We start from the raw sequence: 14,911 nt of genomic DNA on the forward strand, positions 1-14,911 counted from the left end.
ACTGACGCCCGGCCCGTGAGAGTCCGTTTTCTCGGTACCGGCACTTCCTTCGGGGTTCCGGTGATCGGCTGCGACTGCGCGACCTGTCGCTCGCCGGACCCCAGGGACCGACGCACGCGCCACGGACTCCTCATCGAAACCGGCCGGACCCGTCTCCTCGTGGACACGCCCCCGGAACTTCGGCTTCAACTGCTGCGGGCGGGCGTCGAGCGGCTGGACGCCGTCTTTCTTTCGCACGAGCACGCGGACCATACGCACGGGATCGACGATCTGCGAATCTTCTCGCTGCGTCAGCGCCGACCTGTCCCGCTCTACGTGGCGCGCGAGTTCGAGGCCGGAATCCGGAGCCGGTTCTCCTATATCTGGGGTGACGCCCGTCCCCAGCCCGGATCCGCCGTCCCCCGGCTCGATCTGCTGCTCTTCGAGGACCGCGACGTCATCGCGCCCGGCGGGCTCGAGATGCAAGTCGTTGCGCTGCCGCACGGCGTGTACCGCAGCTACGGGTTTCGCGCCGACGGTCTCGGAGTCCTGATCGACGCGAAGTCCTTACCCGAGGATGCCATGGAGGTGTTCGCGGGCGTCGACGTCCTCGTCACGAACGCGCTCTGGTTCGGCGACCCGCACCCGGGACACTTCTCAATGGAGGAGGCCGCGGCGACGGCGCGTCGACTCGGGGCCGGACGCACGTACATCACGCACATCGCGCACAGGACGAGGCACGAGGAGATCGAGCGCCGCCTCCCGGCCGGCGTGACGCCGGCGTACGACGGACTGGTGGTGGAGTTGTGACCGCGCCCCCGGCCACGGAGCGCATCCGGAATTTTTCCATCATCGCGCACATCGACCACGGGAAGTCAACGCTGGCCGACCGGCTCCTCGAGCGTACCGGCGCCGTGGATGCGCGCCGGATGCGGAAGCAGGTCCTCGACTCGATGGAACTCGAGCGGGAACGCGGGATCACGATCAAGCTCAACGCGATCCGCATGGCCTACGGGTACCGGGACGGGGTCGAGTATCAGCTCAACCTCATCGACACGCCGGGGCACGTCGACTTCGCCTACGAGGTGAGCCGGAGTCTCGCCGCGTGCGAAGGGGCCCTCCTCGTCGTCGACGCCACGCAGGGCATCGAGGCGCAGACGCTCGCGAACCTCTTCCTCGCGCTCGAAGCGGATCTCGAAGTTGTCCCGGTCATCAACAAGATCGATCTCCCGGCGGCCGACCCGGAACGCGTGGCGGCGGAGATTTCGGAACTGCTCGGCGTGGATCCCGCCTCGACGATCCACACCTCGGCGAAGGAAGGGGCGGGGATCGACGAGGTTCTCGACGCCATCGTCGAGCGCGTCCCGGCTCCGGACGGAGCCCCCGAGGCGCCGCTGCGGGCCCTGATCTTCGACTCGCAGTACGACCGCTATCGCGGAGCGATGCCCATGTTGCGCGTCGTGGATGGCGAACTGCGCGAGGGCATGCGCATCGGGTTCGGACGCCACGACGCCGTCTACGAGGTGGACGAGGTCGGCTTCATGCGTCTCGGGTTCGAGCGCACCGGCGCCCTCCGCTGCGGGGAGGTCGGGTATCTTACGGCCCAGATCAAGAACGTGGGCCATACCCGCGTCGGCGATACGGTGCTGGACGCCGGAGACCGCGCCGCGGAGGTCCTCCCCGGCTACCGCGAAGCGAAGCCGATGGTCTTCGCCGGCCTCTATCCGACGGATTCGGACCAGTTCGAGGAACTCCGAGAGGCGCTCGAAAAGCTCCAGTTGAACGACGCCAGCCTCCACTACGAGCCGGAGACATCGGGCGCGCTCGGCTTCGGCTTCCGGTGCGGCTTTCTGGGGCTCCTCCACCTGGAGATCGTGCAGGAGCGGCTCGACCGGGAATTCGGCGTCGACCTCATCACGACCCTGCCCAGCGTGGAGTACCAGGTGACGCTCACGAACGACGACGAGATCCAGCTCGAAAACCCATCGAAGATGCCGGACCGCGTCCACATCAGCGAAGTGCGGGAGCCCTTCGTCCGGGTTCGCGTCGTGTCGCCCGCCGACTACATCGGCGCGATCCAGAAGATCTGCCACGACCGGCGCGGGAGGTACGTCGACCTGCAATATCTGGATCCCACCCGGGTCGAGATCTCGTACTCGATGCCCCTCGGCGAGATCGTGCTCGACTTCTACGACAAGCTGAAGTCCGTGTCTCGCGGATACGCTTCGCTCGACTACGAAGTAACGGGCCACGAGCGCTCGGACCTGGTGAAGCTGGATATCCTCCTCAACGGGGCGCCCGTGGACGCGCTCAGCGTCATCGTGCACCGGAGCCGGGCCTACGACTTCGGGCAGAAGATGGCTCGCAAGCTCAAGGAACTCATCCCGCGGCAGCTCTTCGACGTGGCGATCCAGGCCGCGATCGGGCGGGACGTGATCGCGAGGACGACGGTGAAGGCGCTGCGCAAGAACGTGACCGCCAAGTGCTACGGAGGCGACATCACGCGCAAGCGAAAGCTCCTCGAGAAGCAGAGGGAAGGGAAGCGGCGCATGAAGCAGGTCGGGAGCGTCGAGATCCCCCAGGAGGCCTTTCTCGCCGTCTTGCAGGTCGAAAGCGACTAGTCCGGCGGCTGGAGCGGTTCGGCTTTTCCGCCTATGATTCTCCGAAGCGCGGTCGGCGGCGGATGATCCCACCAGCTCGAAGCGGGTAGGGGATGTGAGCGGAAGAAACCACATCATCGGTGTCGATCTCGGGGGAACCACGATCAACGTCGGCGCCGTCCCGGTGGACGGCGGCACCGTGCTCGGCATGCGTACGCTGCCCACGGACGCCCACATCGGCGCGAAATTCGTCGTGGACCGGATCGTGTCGCTGATCCGCGAGGTCAAGCGGGACGCCACGCGTGAGGGCGGATTCGGGGAGGATGCGATCGTCGGCGTCGGAATGGGGGCGCCCGGCCCGCTGGACCGTGACACGGGAACCGTGATCGAAACGCCGAATCTCGGGTGGCGGAACTTCCCGCTTCGCGACCTGATCGTAAAGGGAACGGGACTCGAGACCGAACTCGACAACGACGCAAACGCCGCAACGCTCGGGGAGTGGTGGCGCGGCGCGGGGCGCGGGGTCGACAACCTCGTGGGGATCACTCTGGGGACGGGGATCGGCGGCGGCATCGTACTCGACGGCGAACTCTACCACGGGGCGTCGGACGCGGCCGCCGAGATCGGACACATGACGATCGATTCCACGGGCCGGAAGTGCGCCTGCGGCAGCTACGGGTGCCTGGAAGCCTACGCCTCCGGGCCCGCGATTGCGGCCCGCGCGGTGGAAGGACTGCAGGCGGGCGCCGAAAGCATGCTCCTGGATCTCGTCGAGGGCGACCTGCGGGCGGTAACGGCCGAGGCCGTATCCGATGCCATCGTGGCGGGCGACGAGTATGCCGCCGACGTGATGCGGGAGACGGCGGGATACCTCGGGACCGGTCTGGCGAACCTCATCAACATCCTCAACCCCGGGATGATCGTCGTTTCCGGGGGAGTGACGCGCGCGGGCAAGCACCTCTTCGACCCCCTGCGCCGCGAGGTCAGGAAGCGGGCCTTCCGACCGGCGGCCGAGGCGTGCCGGATCGTGCGCACCGAACTCGGCGGTCTCGCGGGAGTCATCGGCGCCGCCGCCGTGTTCCGCGTCGCGCGGCTCGGACCCCTCTGAGTCGCCGATGCCGCGACTCGGAGTCGTGGGGACGATGGTGTGGGACACGATCCGCGCACGGGATGTCGGACGCGAGGAGCCGGTCGAGGAATGGGGAGGGATCGCCTATGCGCTGGCCGCCGCGGACGCCGCCGTGGCGGAGGCCGGGGATGGCTGGACCCTGTTTCCGATTCTCAAGATCGGAAAGGACATGCGCGAGGCGGCGGATCTCTTCCTCGGGGGACTCGAGCGGGTCGATTCCCTCGATGGGGTGTGGACCGTGACGGAACCGAACAACCGGGTCGAACTCATTTACCTCGACGACGCGCGGCGCTCCGAGAAGCTCACCGGCGGCGTACCGGGCTGGACCCGCGAGGAACTCGTGCCCCTCGCACGTTCGTGCGACGCGATCTACGTGAATTTCATCGCAGGCTGGGAGGTGGATCTCCCGGCCGCGGCGGCCCTCCGGACGGCGGCGGAGGGTCCGGTCTACGCGGATCTGCACTCGTTGATGCTCGGCGTGGGGACGGACGGAGGGCGCTCTCCGCGTCCGCTCGATGACTGGCGCGCGTGGCTTTCGTGTTTCGACGTCGTGCAGCTGAACGAGGAGGAACTCGGCACGCTGGCGGCCGGCTGGGAAGATCCCTGGGCGCTCGCCGCGGACGTCGTGGGTCCGGTGACGCGCGGCCTCCTCGTCACGCTCGGGGAGCGCGGCGCCGCCTGGGTTGCGACCCGCAGCTTCTGGACGGCGCCGACGGATCCTCGCCCGCCGCCGGGCGCCGTCGCGCCCGCGGAAGCGCTGGTGAGCGGGAGGGTCGAGCCCGAAGTCCCGGTATCGGGGGGCGACCCGACCGGCTGCGGTGACGTGTGGGGAGCGACCTGCTTCGTGACGATGCTGGGCGGTGAGGATCTCGAGTCATCCGTCATGGCGGCTACGCATGCGGCGCAACGGAACGCCGGTTTCCGCGGCGCGTCCGGACTCGGCGAATACCTGCGCTCCGAGACCGGCCTCCTGACCGGCAGGGCGGGGAGTCGGGCGCGGGGTTCCGCGTGAGCCGGGTCGTTCGGGTCCCCGGAAATCTGGATGAATCCTCCTTCGAGACGCTCGTCCGGCGGGTCCGCTCGGGGGGCAATCCGAAGGCGCGCCTCCTGCTCGACGCCCGGTCCGTCGGCTGGGTCTCGCCGTACGGGCTCATCGGCCTTCTGGCCGTCGGTCAGGAGGCGCGCCTGCGCACGGGGCTGCCTCCGCTGATCGAGCCTCCGCGAGATTCAGAGGTCCGCTCCTATATCAACCGCATGCGCTTCTGGCCCGCCGCAGCGCAGGTGTTCGACCTGAAGCAACTGCCGAAGCCGTCTCTCGAGATCTCCGACGCCCTCATCGAAGTCACGACGATCCGCTCCCACGACGACGTCCATTCGGTCGTCGAGGGTGTGCGGGACCGTGCCCAGCGCATCCTGCACGACCGTCTCGGCTACCCCCGGCCCGCCGTGATCCACTTCTCCATCATGCTGTCGGAGGTGTGCCAGAACATCCTCGAACACGCCGACTCGATCGGCTGGGTATGTGCGCAGCGATACCGGTGGCAGCGCCGCCTGGGCCGCGACGTCGTCGTGCTCGCCGTGATGGACGTGGGAGTGGGCTTCGAAGGCTCCCTGGGCGCCGAGCATGCACGCCGGTATGGAGAGCAGTGGTCGGCGGCAGCGGCCCTGGAGGCGGCCTTTCTGCGCGGCGAGTCGCGCTTCCCGGACCCCGGTCGCGGCCAGGGCCTGCAGGCGATCCGAAGCCAGATCATCAAGTGGAACGGCGCCATCCGTATCCGAAGCGGCGATGCGAGTATCGCCAGGGTGCCGGACTGGGATGAGGGCGAGCCGCTCAGCACGGATCTGCCCCGTTTTCCCGGCGCCCAGGTGCTGATCGTCCTGCCCGAACGGGTCGAAAGAGAAAGGACGTGATCGCGTGAGGCCGGAGGTCGCTCACACGACGCTGTTCAGCTACCTGGTCACGCGTCCCACCGGCCGAACGGTCCGGGCGACGGTCGAACGCCAGATCGCGGACGCGGGCCGCACGGTCCTGGCGGTACTCGACCTGCGCCATGTCCCCGTGATCGATTTTTCCTGTGCGGACGAGATCGTCGCGAAGCTCGTCCTCCTCGCGTCGGACGCCTCCACGCACCGGTCCTTCATCCTCTTTCGCGGGGTCGCGGAACACCACCTCGGACCGATCGACTCGGTCCTCCGGCGCCGGGGGCTCGCGGCCGCTGCCGAGAGCACCGAAGGGAAACCGCTGCTGCTGGGCGCGCTCGATCCCGGCGCCACCGCGGTGTGGCGCGAGATCTGGAGCCTCGGCCGCACCGGGGCATCTCCGCTCGCCGACCGGCTCGAACTTCCTCTCGACCGGGTGCGCGGGCTGCTTGATGACCTCGTCGCACGAGCGCTCGTGATTCGTGACGGCGAGCGCTACGTCTCGCTCCGCCGCGCCCTGCTCGACGCGGGACCGCCATCTCCCGCTCCCACCGACCGTCGGGACCCGTGAGCCTTCGGCGCCGCGCGGGAGTCGTACTGGTGGCCTGCTTTGTGGCCGGGGGGGCCCTCACCACAGTTGCGTGGTTCCATCTACAGCGGTCCATGCAGCCGCGATCCGGCCGGCACATCCTGCCGGGCCTGGTGGATCCCGTCACGGTAACGTTCGATGAGTGGGCCATTCCGTCCATCTCCGCGAGCACCGAACTCGACGCCATGCGCGTCCAGGGCTTCATGCACGCCTCCGACCGGTTGTGGCAGATGGAGCTCTTCCAGCGGGTCGCGCGCGGACGCCTGGCCGAACTCTTCGGTCCGGCTGCCATCGGCGCGGATCGCCTCGCGCGTACGCTGGACCTGTGGTCGGCAGCGGGCCGCGAACTCGACGACATGGCGGAGACGGAGCGGGCCCTCCTCGAGGCATTCACGGAGGGTGTCAACGGTCGCATCGCGAGTTGGCGGGGGCCGTGGCCCCCCGAATTCCTCATCCTCGGCATCGAGCCGCAGCCGTGGAGTCCGCAGGCGTCCCTTTCGATCGGCCGCATCATGTCGCTGGATCTCTCCGAGTGGCGGGAGGAACTGGACCGGATGACGGCGCTCGCGACGCTCGACGCGGATCATCGGCGGGCGCTGGGGGCCGGATACCCGGTCTGGGGGCCCACGATTCTCCAGGACACGCTCCCCTCCGGCACTCCGCCGGCGCGCATCGCCATCGCGGAGACTCCGGTTCCTGCGGATCCGCGCGCGGCGGCTTCGTCTCCCGACCCTCTGATCTATCTCTCCCGCTTCGGCTTTCACGCCTCGAACTCGTGGGCGCTGACGGGATCGCGCACCGCGGATGGCGTTCCACTGCTCGCGAACGACATGCACCTCGCCCTCCGGGCACCCTCCACCTGGTACCTCAACTCCATCGCGGCCGAGGATGCGGACCTGGCCGTCGCGGGCCTGTCGATCCCGGGAGCCCCCGGCGTCATCGTCGGACTCAACCGGGATGTCGCATGGTCCTTCACGAACGCGGAGGTGGACGACGCGGACTTCGTGGTCGAAGGCATCAACCTCGACGGGTCGATGTATCGCGACTCCGCCGACTGGCGGCCCTTCGAGACGCGGACGGAGGAGATCCGCGTGCGGGGGCGCGGCGAGCCGGAGACCTGGGTCGTGCGTTCGACGGTGCGCGGCCCGGTGATCACGGATGTCGTACCGGCCGGAGGACTCACGCTGTCGCTGTTGTGGACGGGGCTCGAACCCGGGGGTCCCTTCTCGGCTCTCCGCGAGATGAATCGGGCCTCCGACGTCGAGGCGTTCGTGGCGGCGGTCGCGCGCTTTCGTTCGCCTCACCAGAACGTGGTCTATGCGGCGTCGAGCGGGGAGATCGGCTACCGCATGGCGGGGTCCGTGCCCCTGCGCCCGGCCGGGGAGGGCGCCTCCCCGATCTCCTTCGAGCGCCTGCCCGCGGGCTGGCCGGGCTTCTGGCCACCGGAAGCGATGCCGGCGCTACGAGATCCGGAGCGGGGATATCTCGTCAGCGCGAACAACCTCCAGGCGCGGTCCCTGTTCGGACGGGTAGGCGCGTACTATCCGGCGCCGTTTCGGGCCCGGCGCATCGATGACCTCGTGTCTCGCGCGTCGGGCTGGACGGTGGAGGACATGCGCGAGACGCAACTGGACAGCCACAGCCTCTGGGCGGAGCGCTACCGGCCACGCGCCGTCCGGGCCGCCCGCCGCGCGGGCCTCGATTCGCTCGCGCTCCTGCTCGAGCGCTGGGATCTGCGCACCGAAACGGAATCTCGGGGCGCCGTACCCTTCTTCACCTGGCTCTACCGACTGCGCGAACTCATCGTTGCCGACGAGTTCGAGGGCGGAGACGGGTGGTTCCCCGATCTCGCGTTCATGGAGATCGTCGAGACCGGGGACAGCGCCTGGATCGACGATGCGCGCACGCCGGAAGTCGAGCGCCTCGAAGCGCTGGAAGAAGAGGCGGCTCGCACCGCGGCCGTCGCCCCCCGAAGCTCGTGGGGGGAGGTCCATCGCGAGCGATCGGCCCACCCGCTCGGAACCGTGGCGCTGCTCGACCGCCTGTTCGGGTTCCACGTCGGACCCTATCCGTCGCGCGGCGGGCCACACACCGTTCGCCCCGACGCCCCGTCGCTGAGATCGCGTCTCGACTCGACCGCGTGGAAGTTCCCGGTCGTGAGCGAGTACGGCCCCAGCGCGAGATTCGTCGCTCGCGCCGCGCCCTCGGACATGAGGGGCTACTTCCTGCTGCCCACGGGCCAGGCCGGAAACCCGCTCGATCCGCACTATCGAGACATGGGGGCCGTGTGGACCGAGAATCCGCTCATCGAACTCCGCCCGGGCCGGCCGCCCACGAGGGTGGAGAGGGCGCTCCTTTTTCTGCCCGGCTCGCGTTGACCGCCGGACGGCGGAATCCTACCTTTCTCAAGCCCTCCGGAACGTCGACTTCGAGGTTGCCGCGGGGCATGGAAACGCTCTCCCGACCCACGCCAGGATCCAGACGATTTGAGCACTGCCACCGTTGAGAGCACGCTCGACGAGATCGAGAGAGTCCTCGACGACATCCGTCCCGCGGTGCGCGCGGATGGAGGGGACATTCAGCTCGTTTCGTTCGATCCGGAGAGCGGGCGCGTCGCGGTTCGGCTCGTCGGCGCCTGCTACGACTGTCCCATGTCGACCGCTACGCTTCGGGCCGGGATCGAACAGCACCTTTGCCACGCGCTCCCAATCGTCCATTCCGTCGAGGCCGTGGCGTAGTCGAGCGTCAACCCGTGTCCGACACGCCGACCCGCGGCCCCCGGCCGCTTCCGATCATGGATCCCGCGCCCAAACGTCCCGGGCCGCCCCCGAAGGGGAACGACGGGGACGCCGCGCGACGCCATCCCTCGCAGGCGCCCCCCATGCCGGGCGTGGGGCGCGTCGTCGCCGTGAGTTCGGGCAAGGGTGGCGTCGGAAAATCCACCATCTCCACGAATCTCGCCGCAACCTGGACCCGGCGGGGCCATCGCGTCGGACTGCTCGACGCCGACATCTACGGCCCGGACATCCCGACGATGTTCGGCATCCAGGAGAAGCCCCGGATCGACCGGGAAGAAGTCGTGCCCCTGGAGGCGCACGGGGTAAAGCTCATGAGCATCGGATTCCTCATCGAGGAGGACGCTCCGGCGATCTGGCGCGGACCCATCATCATGGGGGTCATCCGCCAGTTCCTCCAGCAGGTCGCCTGGGGGGAACTCGACTACCTCGTGATCGACATGCCGCCGGGGACGGGTGACGCGCAGTTGTCGCTGTGTCAGCTCGTGCGCGTGGACGGAGCAGTCATGGTGACGACGCCGCAGGACGTGGCGGTCGGTGGCGTGCTGCGCGGTATCCGGATGTTCGAGAAGCTCGAGGTGCCGGTCCTCGGCATCGTCGAGAACATGCGCGGCTTCGCGTGTCCCGGGTGTGGCGAGACGCACGACATCTTCGGCGCCGGCGGCGGCGAGCGGCTCGCCGGCTCGATCGACGTGCCTTTCCTGGGTGCCGTGCCGCTCGGCGTGTCGGTCCGCGAGGAGAGCGATCGAGGGGTCCCGACGTCGATCGGAAGACCGGACGCACCGGAAGCTCGGGCTTTCGCAAGCATCGCGTCGGCGGCCGTCACTCGGCTGGAGGCGGTGGAAGCCGCGCGCGAGGAGGTGTAGCAGGCCCGGCAAGGCCTTGGCAAAACCCGGCGTCAGCGCCGAGAGGCTGCCTAGCCGTGCTCCACGATGACCGAGCCGAGCCCGGCGACCAGCGTGACTTCCAGCCGCACGCGTGCCGTCTCCCAGTTCGGACTCAACCAGTAATCTCCCACCTTCTCGAAGTTTGCCGCGCTCAGTGAGGCGAGTCCGCTGCGCCGAACGCGGACGCCGATATGCGCCGGGACCCGCATCAGGAGTTCGCCCAGCCCCATCCTGATCTCGGCTTCGGCGCTCGATCGCCAGGAGCCCGAGAAGTCCAGGACCACGTCGCCGACGACACCGTAGAACTCCAGCCGCCGGAAGCGGGCGTTGCCGAGGTTCTCGGCCATGAAGGCCGTCGCGCCCGACTTGATGGACAGCAACTCCATCGCCGCGCGGTTCTCGCGCGCGAAACCGACCTCCACATCACTGGCGCCGGTCATGAGTTCCAGCGCCGTAAGGTGGGCGCCGCCGAGGTCGAGGCGCGCTCGTCCGGCGCCGATCCCCAGCCGCAGATCCGTGGGTACCGAGGAGTTCAGCGACAGGTCCAACCTGCCGGCCGCGTCCGCGTCGCGAGGGAGGTCCTCGAGTTCGAGCTCCGGGTCGCCGAACCGCGTCGCATCGTCGGCATCGCGCCGGTCCTCGGGAGACGAAGACGTGGTCAGCCGAAGGTGTCCCGTGCCACCGGCACGACGCCATTCGCGATGGGGCAGGGAACGTTCGGCGTCGTAACGGAGGCGCGCGTCGTAAAGCAGATGTGTCTCCGAGGCGGATACGTCGAGCCGCCCGCCCGCGTACATCAGCTCGATTTCGAGCGCTTCCAGGTCGCCGGGTTGCCGCGCCGTCCGGAAGTCCCGCCAGTCCTGTGCCGCAACCGGCGTCACGCTCCCGCCGAGAGCGAGAGCCAGCGAAACGAGCAGACCCGGCAGCGTCCACTCCGCGGCGCGGGCTATTCGGGCATCAGGCATCGTCCACCGGGGCGGAGGGCGGATCGGTCCCGGCTCCCGGCATCGCACCGTCACCGGGAGCGTTGTCCGCCGACCAGTCGATCACGACGCTCCGTCCGCCGGCCCGCGTGAGCAGAACGCCCCCGAAACCGGCCGTGACGACGACCCAGGTGCCGACGCCGGCCACGAAGAGGATCAGGCCGCGCACGAAATCCGCCGCGCCGCCGAACACCCACAGGGCGGCGCCGGCGGCGAAGGGGAGCATCAGAAGCGCGAGTCCGCTGACGACGTAGTAATAGGAGTTCGAGCGGCGGAGTCTCTCCAGCCATTCGGAGCGGAAGCGGCGTCGCGCGAAGATCTCGCCACCGGCATGCGCCGCCGCGAGATATCCGAAGACCCCGGCGAGCCCCGCGGCGAGCAGGAAGAAGGGTATCACCAGCCACGTAATGACCAGCACGGTGAGGACGAGAAGCACGGGAAGGAACAGCACCTCCCCGGCGAGGCCCATCGCAAACGAGCGGGCGAACTCCAGCCGAACCGTATCCGAGACGGTTTCCAGCCGACGGCGCCCGACATACACGAACAGGAGGCCGAGTGCGGCGAGGACCATGAACGCGCAGCCCGCGGCGACCACCCCCTCGACGGCCCGCCCGAAGTTGCGCGCAAGACGGGTCCCGAGGCCCGGCTGTGAGGGCCGCATGTGCATGGGGGCGTCGAACGACTCGGCGCGCTGAACGGAAGGAGCGTCCGGCGCTGCCCGCGCGGAGGGTTCCGAAGGTGCCAGACGGATGTCGGACAGGATCTCCCCTTCGACCCTCGACGCATCTTCACCCAGGTCGATCTCGCCTCCCACCTGAAGCACGTCGCCTCGCACGCGCGCACCGCCGTCCAGCACGAGCGCACCGTCCAGCACGAGGATGTCGCCCTCGACGCTCCCGGCGAGTCTCAGGGTGCCGTCAAGGATCGCGATGTCGCCCGGAATCGTACTTTCGGCGAGCACCAGGTAGTCGCCGTGAACGATCATGGCCAGCCCATCTTCGATGAATTCACCGGAGTCGCCGAGCCGGCCGAGCGCGTCGCGCAGACGATCCAGTTCGCCGGTGACATCGAAACCAAGTCCGCCGGGGACGATCTGCATGGGTCCGCGCTGTCCCGATATCCCCGGCGCCGGTTCGCCCGACGGGAGGGCGGGCACCGCGTCGGCCGGCGACGGCGCGGCGAGCCCGAGAATCGCGTCGATCCGACCGGCAAGGGCCCGGGCCGCACCCCGGTCGGCGACCTCCTCCGATGAGCTCCACTCCTCCAGGAACCGTCGGAATTCGACCAGGCCTCCGCGCACCGCGGCAGCATCCTCTCCCGCGTGTTCACGAAGGAAATCGCGCCAGGCGCTCTCCAGACCGCCGCGCTCCGCGTAGGATCCGATTCCGATGCCGTCCACCTCGACGGTCTCGCCCTCGAAACGAAGTCGATGCTCGGTCCCGCCCTCCAGTTCGAACCACAATTCGGCCCGACCGCTGGCGGAGAGCGTGATCGCGGCGTCGGCGATGCCGACCTCCTGCGCGCCGACCGGAAGCGCGACCGCGAGACAGGCCAGGAACGCCAGCGCCCGGGTCATGCGGCCCTCTCGATGCGAACGCGTTGTGGGAGCGGCTGCCGGAACAGCCTGGCCATGAACCAGAGAGAGGCGAGTCCGACAAGACTCGACAGCGCCAGGCTGCCGAGCGCGGCGGCCGGGCTGACTCGGTCGACGATCGATCCGCCCGCGTCCACGAGTCCGAGACGGTACGCCAGGCGGCCCGCCGCGAGCATGGTGTCGACAAGAACGGTTCGCGCCCCGCCGAGGGCAACGGAAAAAAGCTGACCGGGCGCGAAGCCCTGGGCACCGAACAGCCAGGCCGCGGCGCCTCCTGAGACGGTGAGCATGGCCGCGCCCGCCGTGGCCAGCGCCGCACGGCGCCGCCGCGCGAAGCGCAGGAGGCGTTCGGGCCACGGGACCGGCAAGCGCACACGCGCCATCACGGCCGAAGCGAACGCCGGGGCGGGAGACCAGGTATGGAGCCTCGCGAGCGCGCGGTCGAGCGCGGGGTGAGGCAGGTCGACCTGCGCCAGGACGTCGCTGGCGAAGGAAGGTGCCGGGGACCACTCGGGCAACTGCGCCAACTGATGATCGAGCGCGGCACCGGCGACATCGACCCGCCGTGCGACGCCCTCCGCAAAACCGTCCGTCGGCCGATGCGGGGCCAGACCCTCGAGAAACGCGATGACGTCCCGGAGCGCCTCGACTTCCCTCCGGCAACGGGCGCACGCGGCCAGGTGGTCGGCCATCGTCCCGGGCGGCGGCGACGCCGAGCTCCGGCTGGCGAATCGCTCGATTTCCTCAGGTGTAAGATGCGGCAAGTTCACTCCTGTTCTCCCTGGAGGCGCCGGCAACACTCGGCAAAAGCAGCTGCGAGCTGCTACGGCTCCGTCAGATGTACGAGAGCGGCCTTCAATTCGTTTCTCGCCCGGTGGATATAGGTCTTCACGGTCCCGAGCGGGATCTCCATCACCTGGGCGATTTCGTCGTACGCGTAACCTTCGATGTGCCGCAGGAGGATCGCGGTTCGGTATTCGGGTCGCAGCTGCCCGATGGCCGCTTCGATCTCCGATCCGAGTTCCCGGGCCTCGAGGAGTTCATCGGGTCGTTCGTCACCCGAGACCAGCGTGATTTCCGTCGCGGCCTGGCGGTCCGGCGTCACGGCATCCGGCGCCCCGTGCATGGAAACGACGTCGAGTTCCTTCTTGCGCAGATGATCTATCGTCAGGTTGTAGCCGATCTTGAAGAGCCAGGAGGAAAATTTGTAGGAGGGATCGTACCGGCGAAGATTGTTCAACGTGCGGACGAACGTTTCCTGGGCCAGGTCCTCCGCCAGTTCACGGTCCCGCACCATCCGGAAGATGAGGGAGAAGACCGGACGTTCGAACCGGAGCACGATCTCGCGCGCGGCCCGTTCGTCGCCGCGGAGGCACATCTCCACCAGCGTCTGCTCGCTGTGATCCGAGTAGTTCACTCGATCCTGCCCCTCCGGGTCGCGGCGGCGCGCCGCCGGCGGCCGGGTCGCCGCGACCGACGCGGCACGCCGGGTTCCGGCCCACCCTACACGGCTCTGCGACCAATATGCGCACGGAAGGCCCTCACCGGCATGCGCTGATGCGGGGTTTGCCACGGGCCGCTAGCGCTGGCAGCCGGCGCAGAAGAACGAACTCCGTCCGGCCTGCACGATCCGACGGATCGGTCGGGCGCAAGCGGGGCACGCGGCTCCTTCGCGCTGGTAGACCTCCAGCCGCGTCTGAAAGGAGCCCGAGCGGCCGTTGACGGCGCGATAGTCCCGCAGCGTCGTCCCCGCGCTCTCGAGCGCCTCGCGCAGGACCGCCCGCACTGCGCGATGCAGTCGCCGCACCTCCTCCGCGTCGAGCGATCCCGCCGGTCGGCGCGGGTCGATCCTCGCGCGGTACAACGCCTCGCTGGCGTAGATGTTCCCGAGACCCGCGACGCGCCGCTGGTCCAGCAGCGTGTTCTTGATCGGCGCCCGCAGCGGCGCGACGATGGAAGCCAGCCGGGCGGCGGTGAACATCCGGCCGAGGGGCTCCGGTCCGAGCTCGGCCTCCCGGGCCCTCCACGCGTCGGGCGTCAGCAGGTCGAAGCCGCCGAGTCGGCGGACATCGTCGTAGAAGAGCGTCCGGCCATCGTCGAGTTCGAGGTCGAGGCCCGGGTGCCGGAACTCCGCGGAGTCCGGACGTTCCGGGGCGAGCGCGAAACGGCCGGTCATGCGGACCTGGACGCGCATCAACCGCTCGACCGGACCGTCGATGCCGTCCGCCGCATGAAGTGGGAAGAGCAGGTACTTGGCCCGGCGGTCCGCGTCTCCGAAGGTGCGCCCGAGCACGGCGCGCGAAAACGACCGCGCCGAAAGCCCTCCGAGGATCAGGTCGTCGTGATGGACCCGGGCGCGGCGGATCCGTCGGCCTCGGATGAGCGGGGCGAGATCCCGGCGCATCGTCTCGACCTCGGGAAGTTCCGGCACGATG

The 14,911-nt window shown here is 69.1% G+C and carries 14 protein-coding genes; 9 read left to right on the top strand and 5 right to left on the bottom strand.

All coding sequences use genetic code 11. From position 1 onward, the window contains the following. Positions 1-15 precede the first annotated feature (15 nt). The 9 genes from RN901_RS04755 (at position 16) to RN901_RS04795 (ending at position 9,878) form a co-directional block, all read left to right on the top strand. Positions 16-789 (top strand): MBL fold metallo-hydrolase, encoded by a 774-nt coding sequence (locus tag RN901_RS04755; protein ID WP_310756491.1) that lies wholly within the window; start codon positions 16-18, stop codon positions 787-789. Further along, entirely contained in the window at positions 786-2,600 is a 1,815-nt protein-coding gene (gene lepA, locus RN901_RS04760) for a translation elongation factor 4 (RefSeq protein ID WP_310756493.1), read from the top strand. Before RN901_RS04755 ends, lepA begins: the two co-directional genes overlap by 4 nt. A gap of 94 nt (positions 2,601-2,694) precedes the next feature. Next, positions 2,695-3,687, top strand: coding sequence for an ROK family protein (locus RN901_RS04765; protein ID WP_310756495.1), 993 nt, complete (start codon positions 2,695-2,697; stop codon positions 3,685-3,687). A 7-nt stretch (positions 3,688-3,694) separates the two neighbouring features. Continuing rightward, the gene (locus RN901_RS04770) at positions 3,695-4,720 is read left to right on the top strand and encodes a carbohydrate kinase family protein (protein WP_310756498.1); all 1,026 of its coding nucleotides are present in this window, start codon (positions 3,695-3,697) and stop codon (positions 4,718-4,720) included. Then, positions 4,717-5,619, top strand: coding sequence for a hypothetical protein (locus RN901_RS04775; protein WP_310756499.1), 903 nt, complete (start codon positions 4,717-4,719; stop codon positions 5,617-5,619). The genes RN901_RS04770 and RN901_RS04775 overlap by 4 nt, the downstream gene beginning before the upstream one ends. Before the next feature lie 4 nt (positions 5,620-5,623). Continuing rightward, positions 5,624-6,199: a hypothetical protein gene (locus RN901_RS04780; RefSeq protein WP_310756501.1), complete on the top strand. Its 576-nt coding sequence runs from the start codon at positions 5,624-5,626 to the stop codon at positions 6,197-6,199. 92 nt (positions 6,200-6,291) lie between these two features. Continuing rightward, positions 6,292-8,595 (top strand): penicillin acylase family protein, encoded by a 2,304-nt coding sequence (locus RN901_RS04785; RefSeq protein WP_310756503.1) that lies wholly within the window; start codon positions 6,292-6,294, stop codon positions 8,593-8,595. A gap of 108 nt (positions 8,596-8,703) precedes the next feature. After that, entirely contained in the window at positions 8,704-8,955 is a 252-nt protein-coding gene (locus RN901_RS04790) for a NifU family protein (RefSeq protein WP_310756505.1), read from the top strand. Positions 8,956-8,969: 14 nt separating this feature from the next. Beyond that, complete coding sequence (locus tag RN901_RS04795; protein ID WP_310756506.1) at positions 8,970-9,878, top strand: Mrp/NBP35 family ATP-binding protein; 909 nt, start codon at positions 8,970-8,972, stop codon at positions 9,876-9,878. A gap of 50 nt (positions 9,879-9,928) precedes the next feature. Here the strand turns inward: RN901_RS04795 and RN901_RS04800 are convergent, their stop codons facing one another. The 5 genes from RN901_RS04800 to mutM form a co-directional block, all read right to left on the bottom strand. Next, on the bottom strand, positions 9,929-10,864 hold the full coding sequence (locus RN901_RS04800) for a hypothetical protein (protein WP_310756508.1): 936 nt from the start codon (positions 10,862-10,864) through the stop codon (positions 9,929-9,931). After that, positions 10,857-12,458, bottom strand: coding sequence for a hypothetical protein (locus tag RN901_RS04805; protein ID WP_310756510.1), 1,602 nt, complete (start codon positions 12,456-12,458; stop codon positions 10,857-10,859). Before RN901_RS04805 ends, RN901_RS04800 begins: the two co-directional genes overlap by 8 nt. Next, positions 12,455-13,246 carry a hypothetical protein gene (locus RN901_RS04810; protein WP_310756512.1) on the bottom strand — a complete coding sequence of 264 codons (792 nt, stop codon included), beginning with the start codon at positions 13,244-13,246 and terminating at the stop codon, positions 12,455-12,457. Before RN901_RS04810 ends, RN901_RS04805 begins: the two co-directional genes overlap by 4 nt. Before the next feature lie 53 nt (positions 13,247-13,299). Continuing rightward, on the bottom strand, positions 13,300-13,893 hold the full coding sequence (locus tag RN901_RS04815) for a sigma-70 family RNA polymerase sigma factor (protein WP_310756514.1): 594 nt from the start codon (positions 13,891-13,893) through the stop codon (positions 13,300-13,302). Between the two features lie 162 nt (positions 13,894-14,055). Next, positions 14,056-14,907: a bifunctional DNA-formamidopyrimidine glycosylase/DNA-(apurinic or apyrimidinic site) lyase gene (gene mutM, locus RN901_RS04820; RefSeq protein WP_310756516.1), complete on the bottom strand. Its 852-nt coding sequence runs from the start codon at positions 14,905-14,907 to the stop codon at positions 14,056-14,058. Between the last annotated feature and the right edge of the window lie 4 nt (positions 14,908-14,911).

The organism is Candidatus Palauibacter soopunensis (genome assembly GCF_947581735.1).
Lineage (GTDB): Bacteria > Gemmatimonadota > Gemmatimonadetes > Palauibacterales > Palauibacteraceae > Palauibacter > Palauibacter soopunensis.

What these genes read in the sequence shown, in the direction of transcription:
- RN901_RS04770 (WP_310756498.1), top strand. Translation starts at nt 3,695, where the DNA reads ATGCCGCGACTCGGAGTCGTGGGGACGATGGTGTGGGACACGATCCGC.
- RN901_RS04785 (WP_310756503.1), top strand. Translation starts at nt 6,292, where the DNA reads ATGCAGCCGCGATCCGGCCGGCACATCCTGCCGGGCCTGGTGGATCCC.
- RN901_RS04800 (WP_310756508.1), bottom strand. Translation starts at nt 10,864, where the DNA reads ATGCCTGATGCCCGAATAGCCCGCGCCGCGGAGTGGACGCTGCCGGGT.
- RN901_RS04805 (WP_310756510.1), bottom strand. Translation starts at nt 12,458, where the DNA reads ATGACCCGGGCGCTGGCGTTCCTGGCCTGTCTCGCGGTCGCGCTTCCG.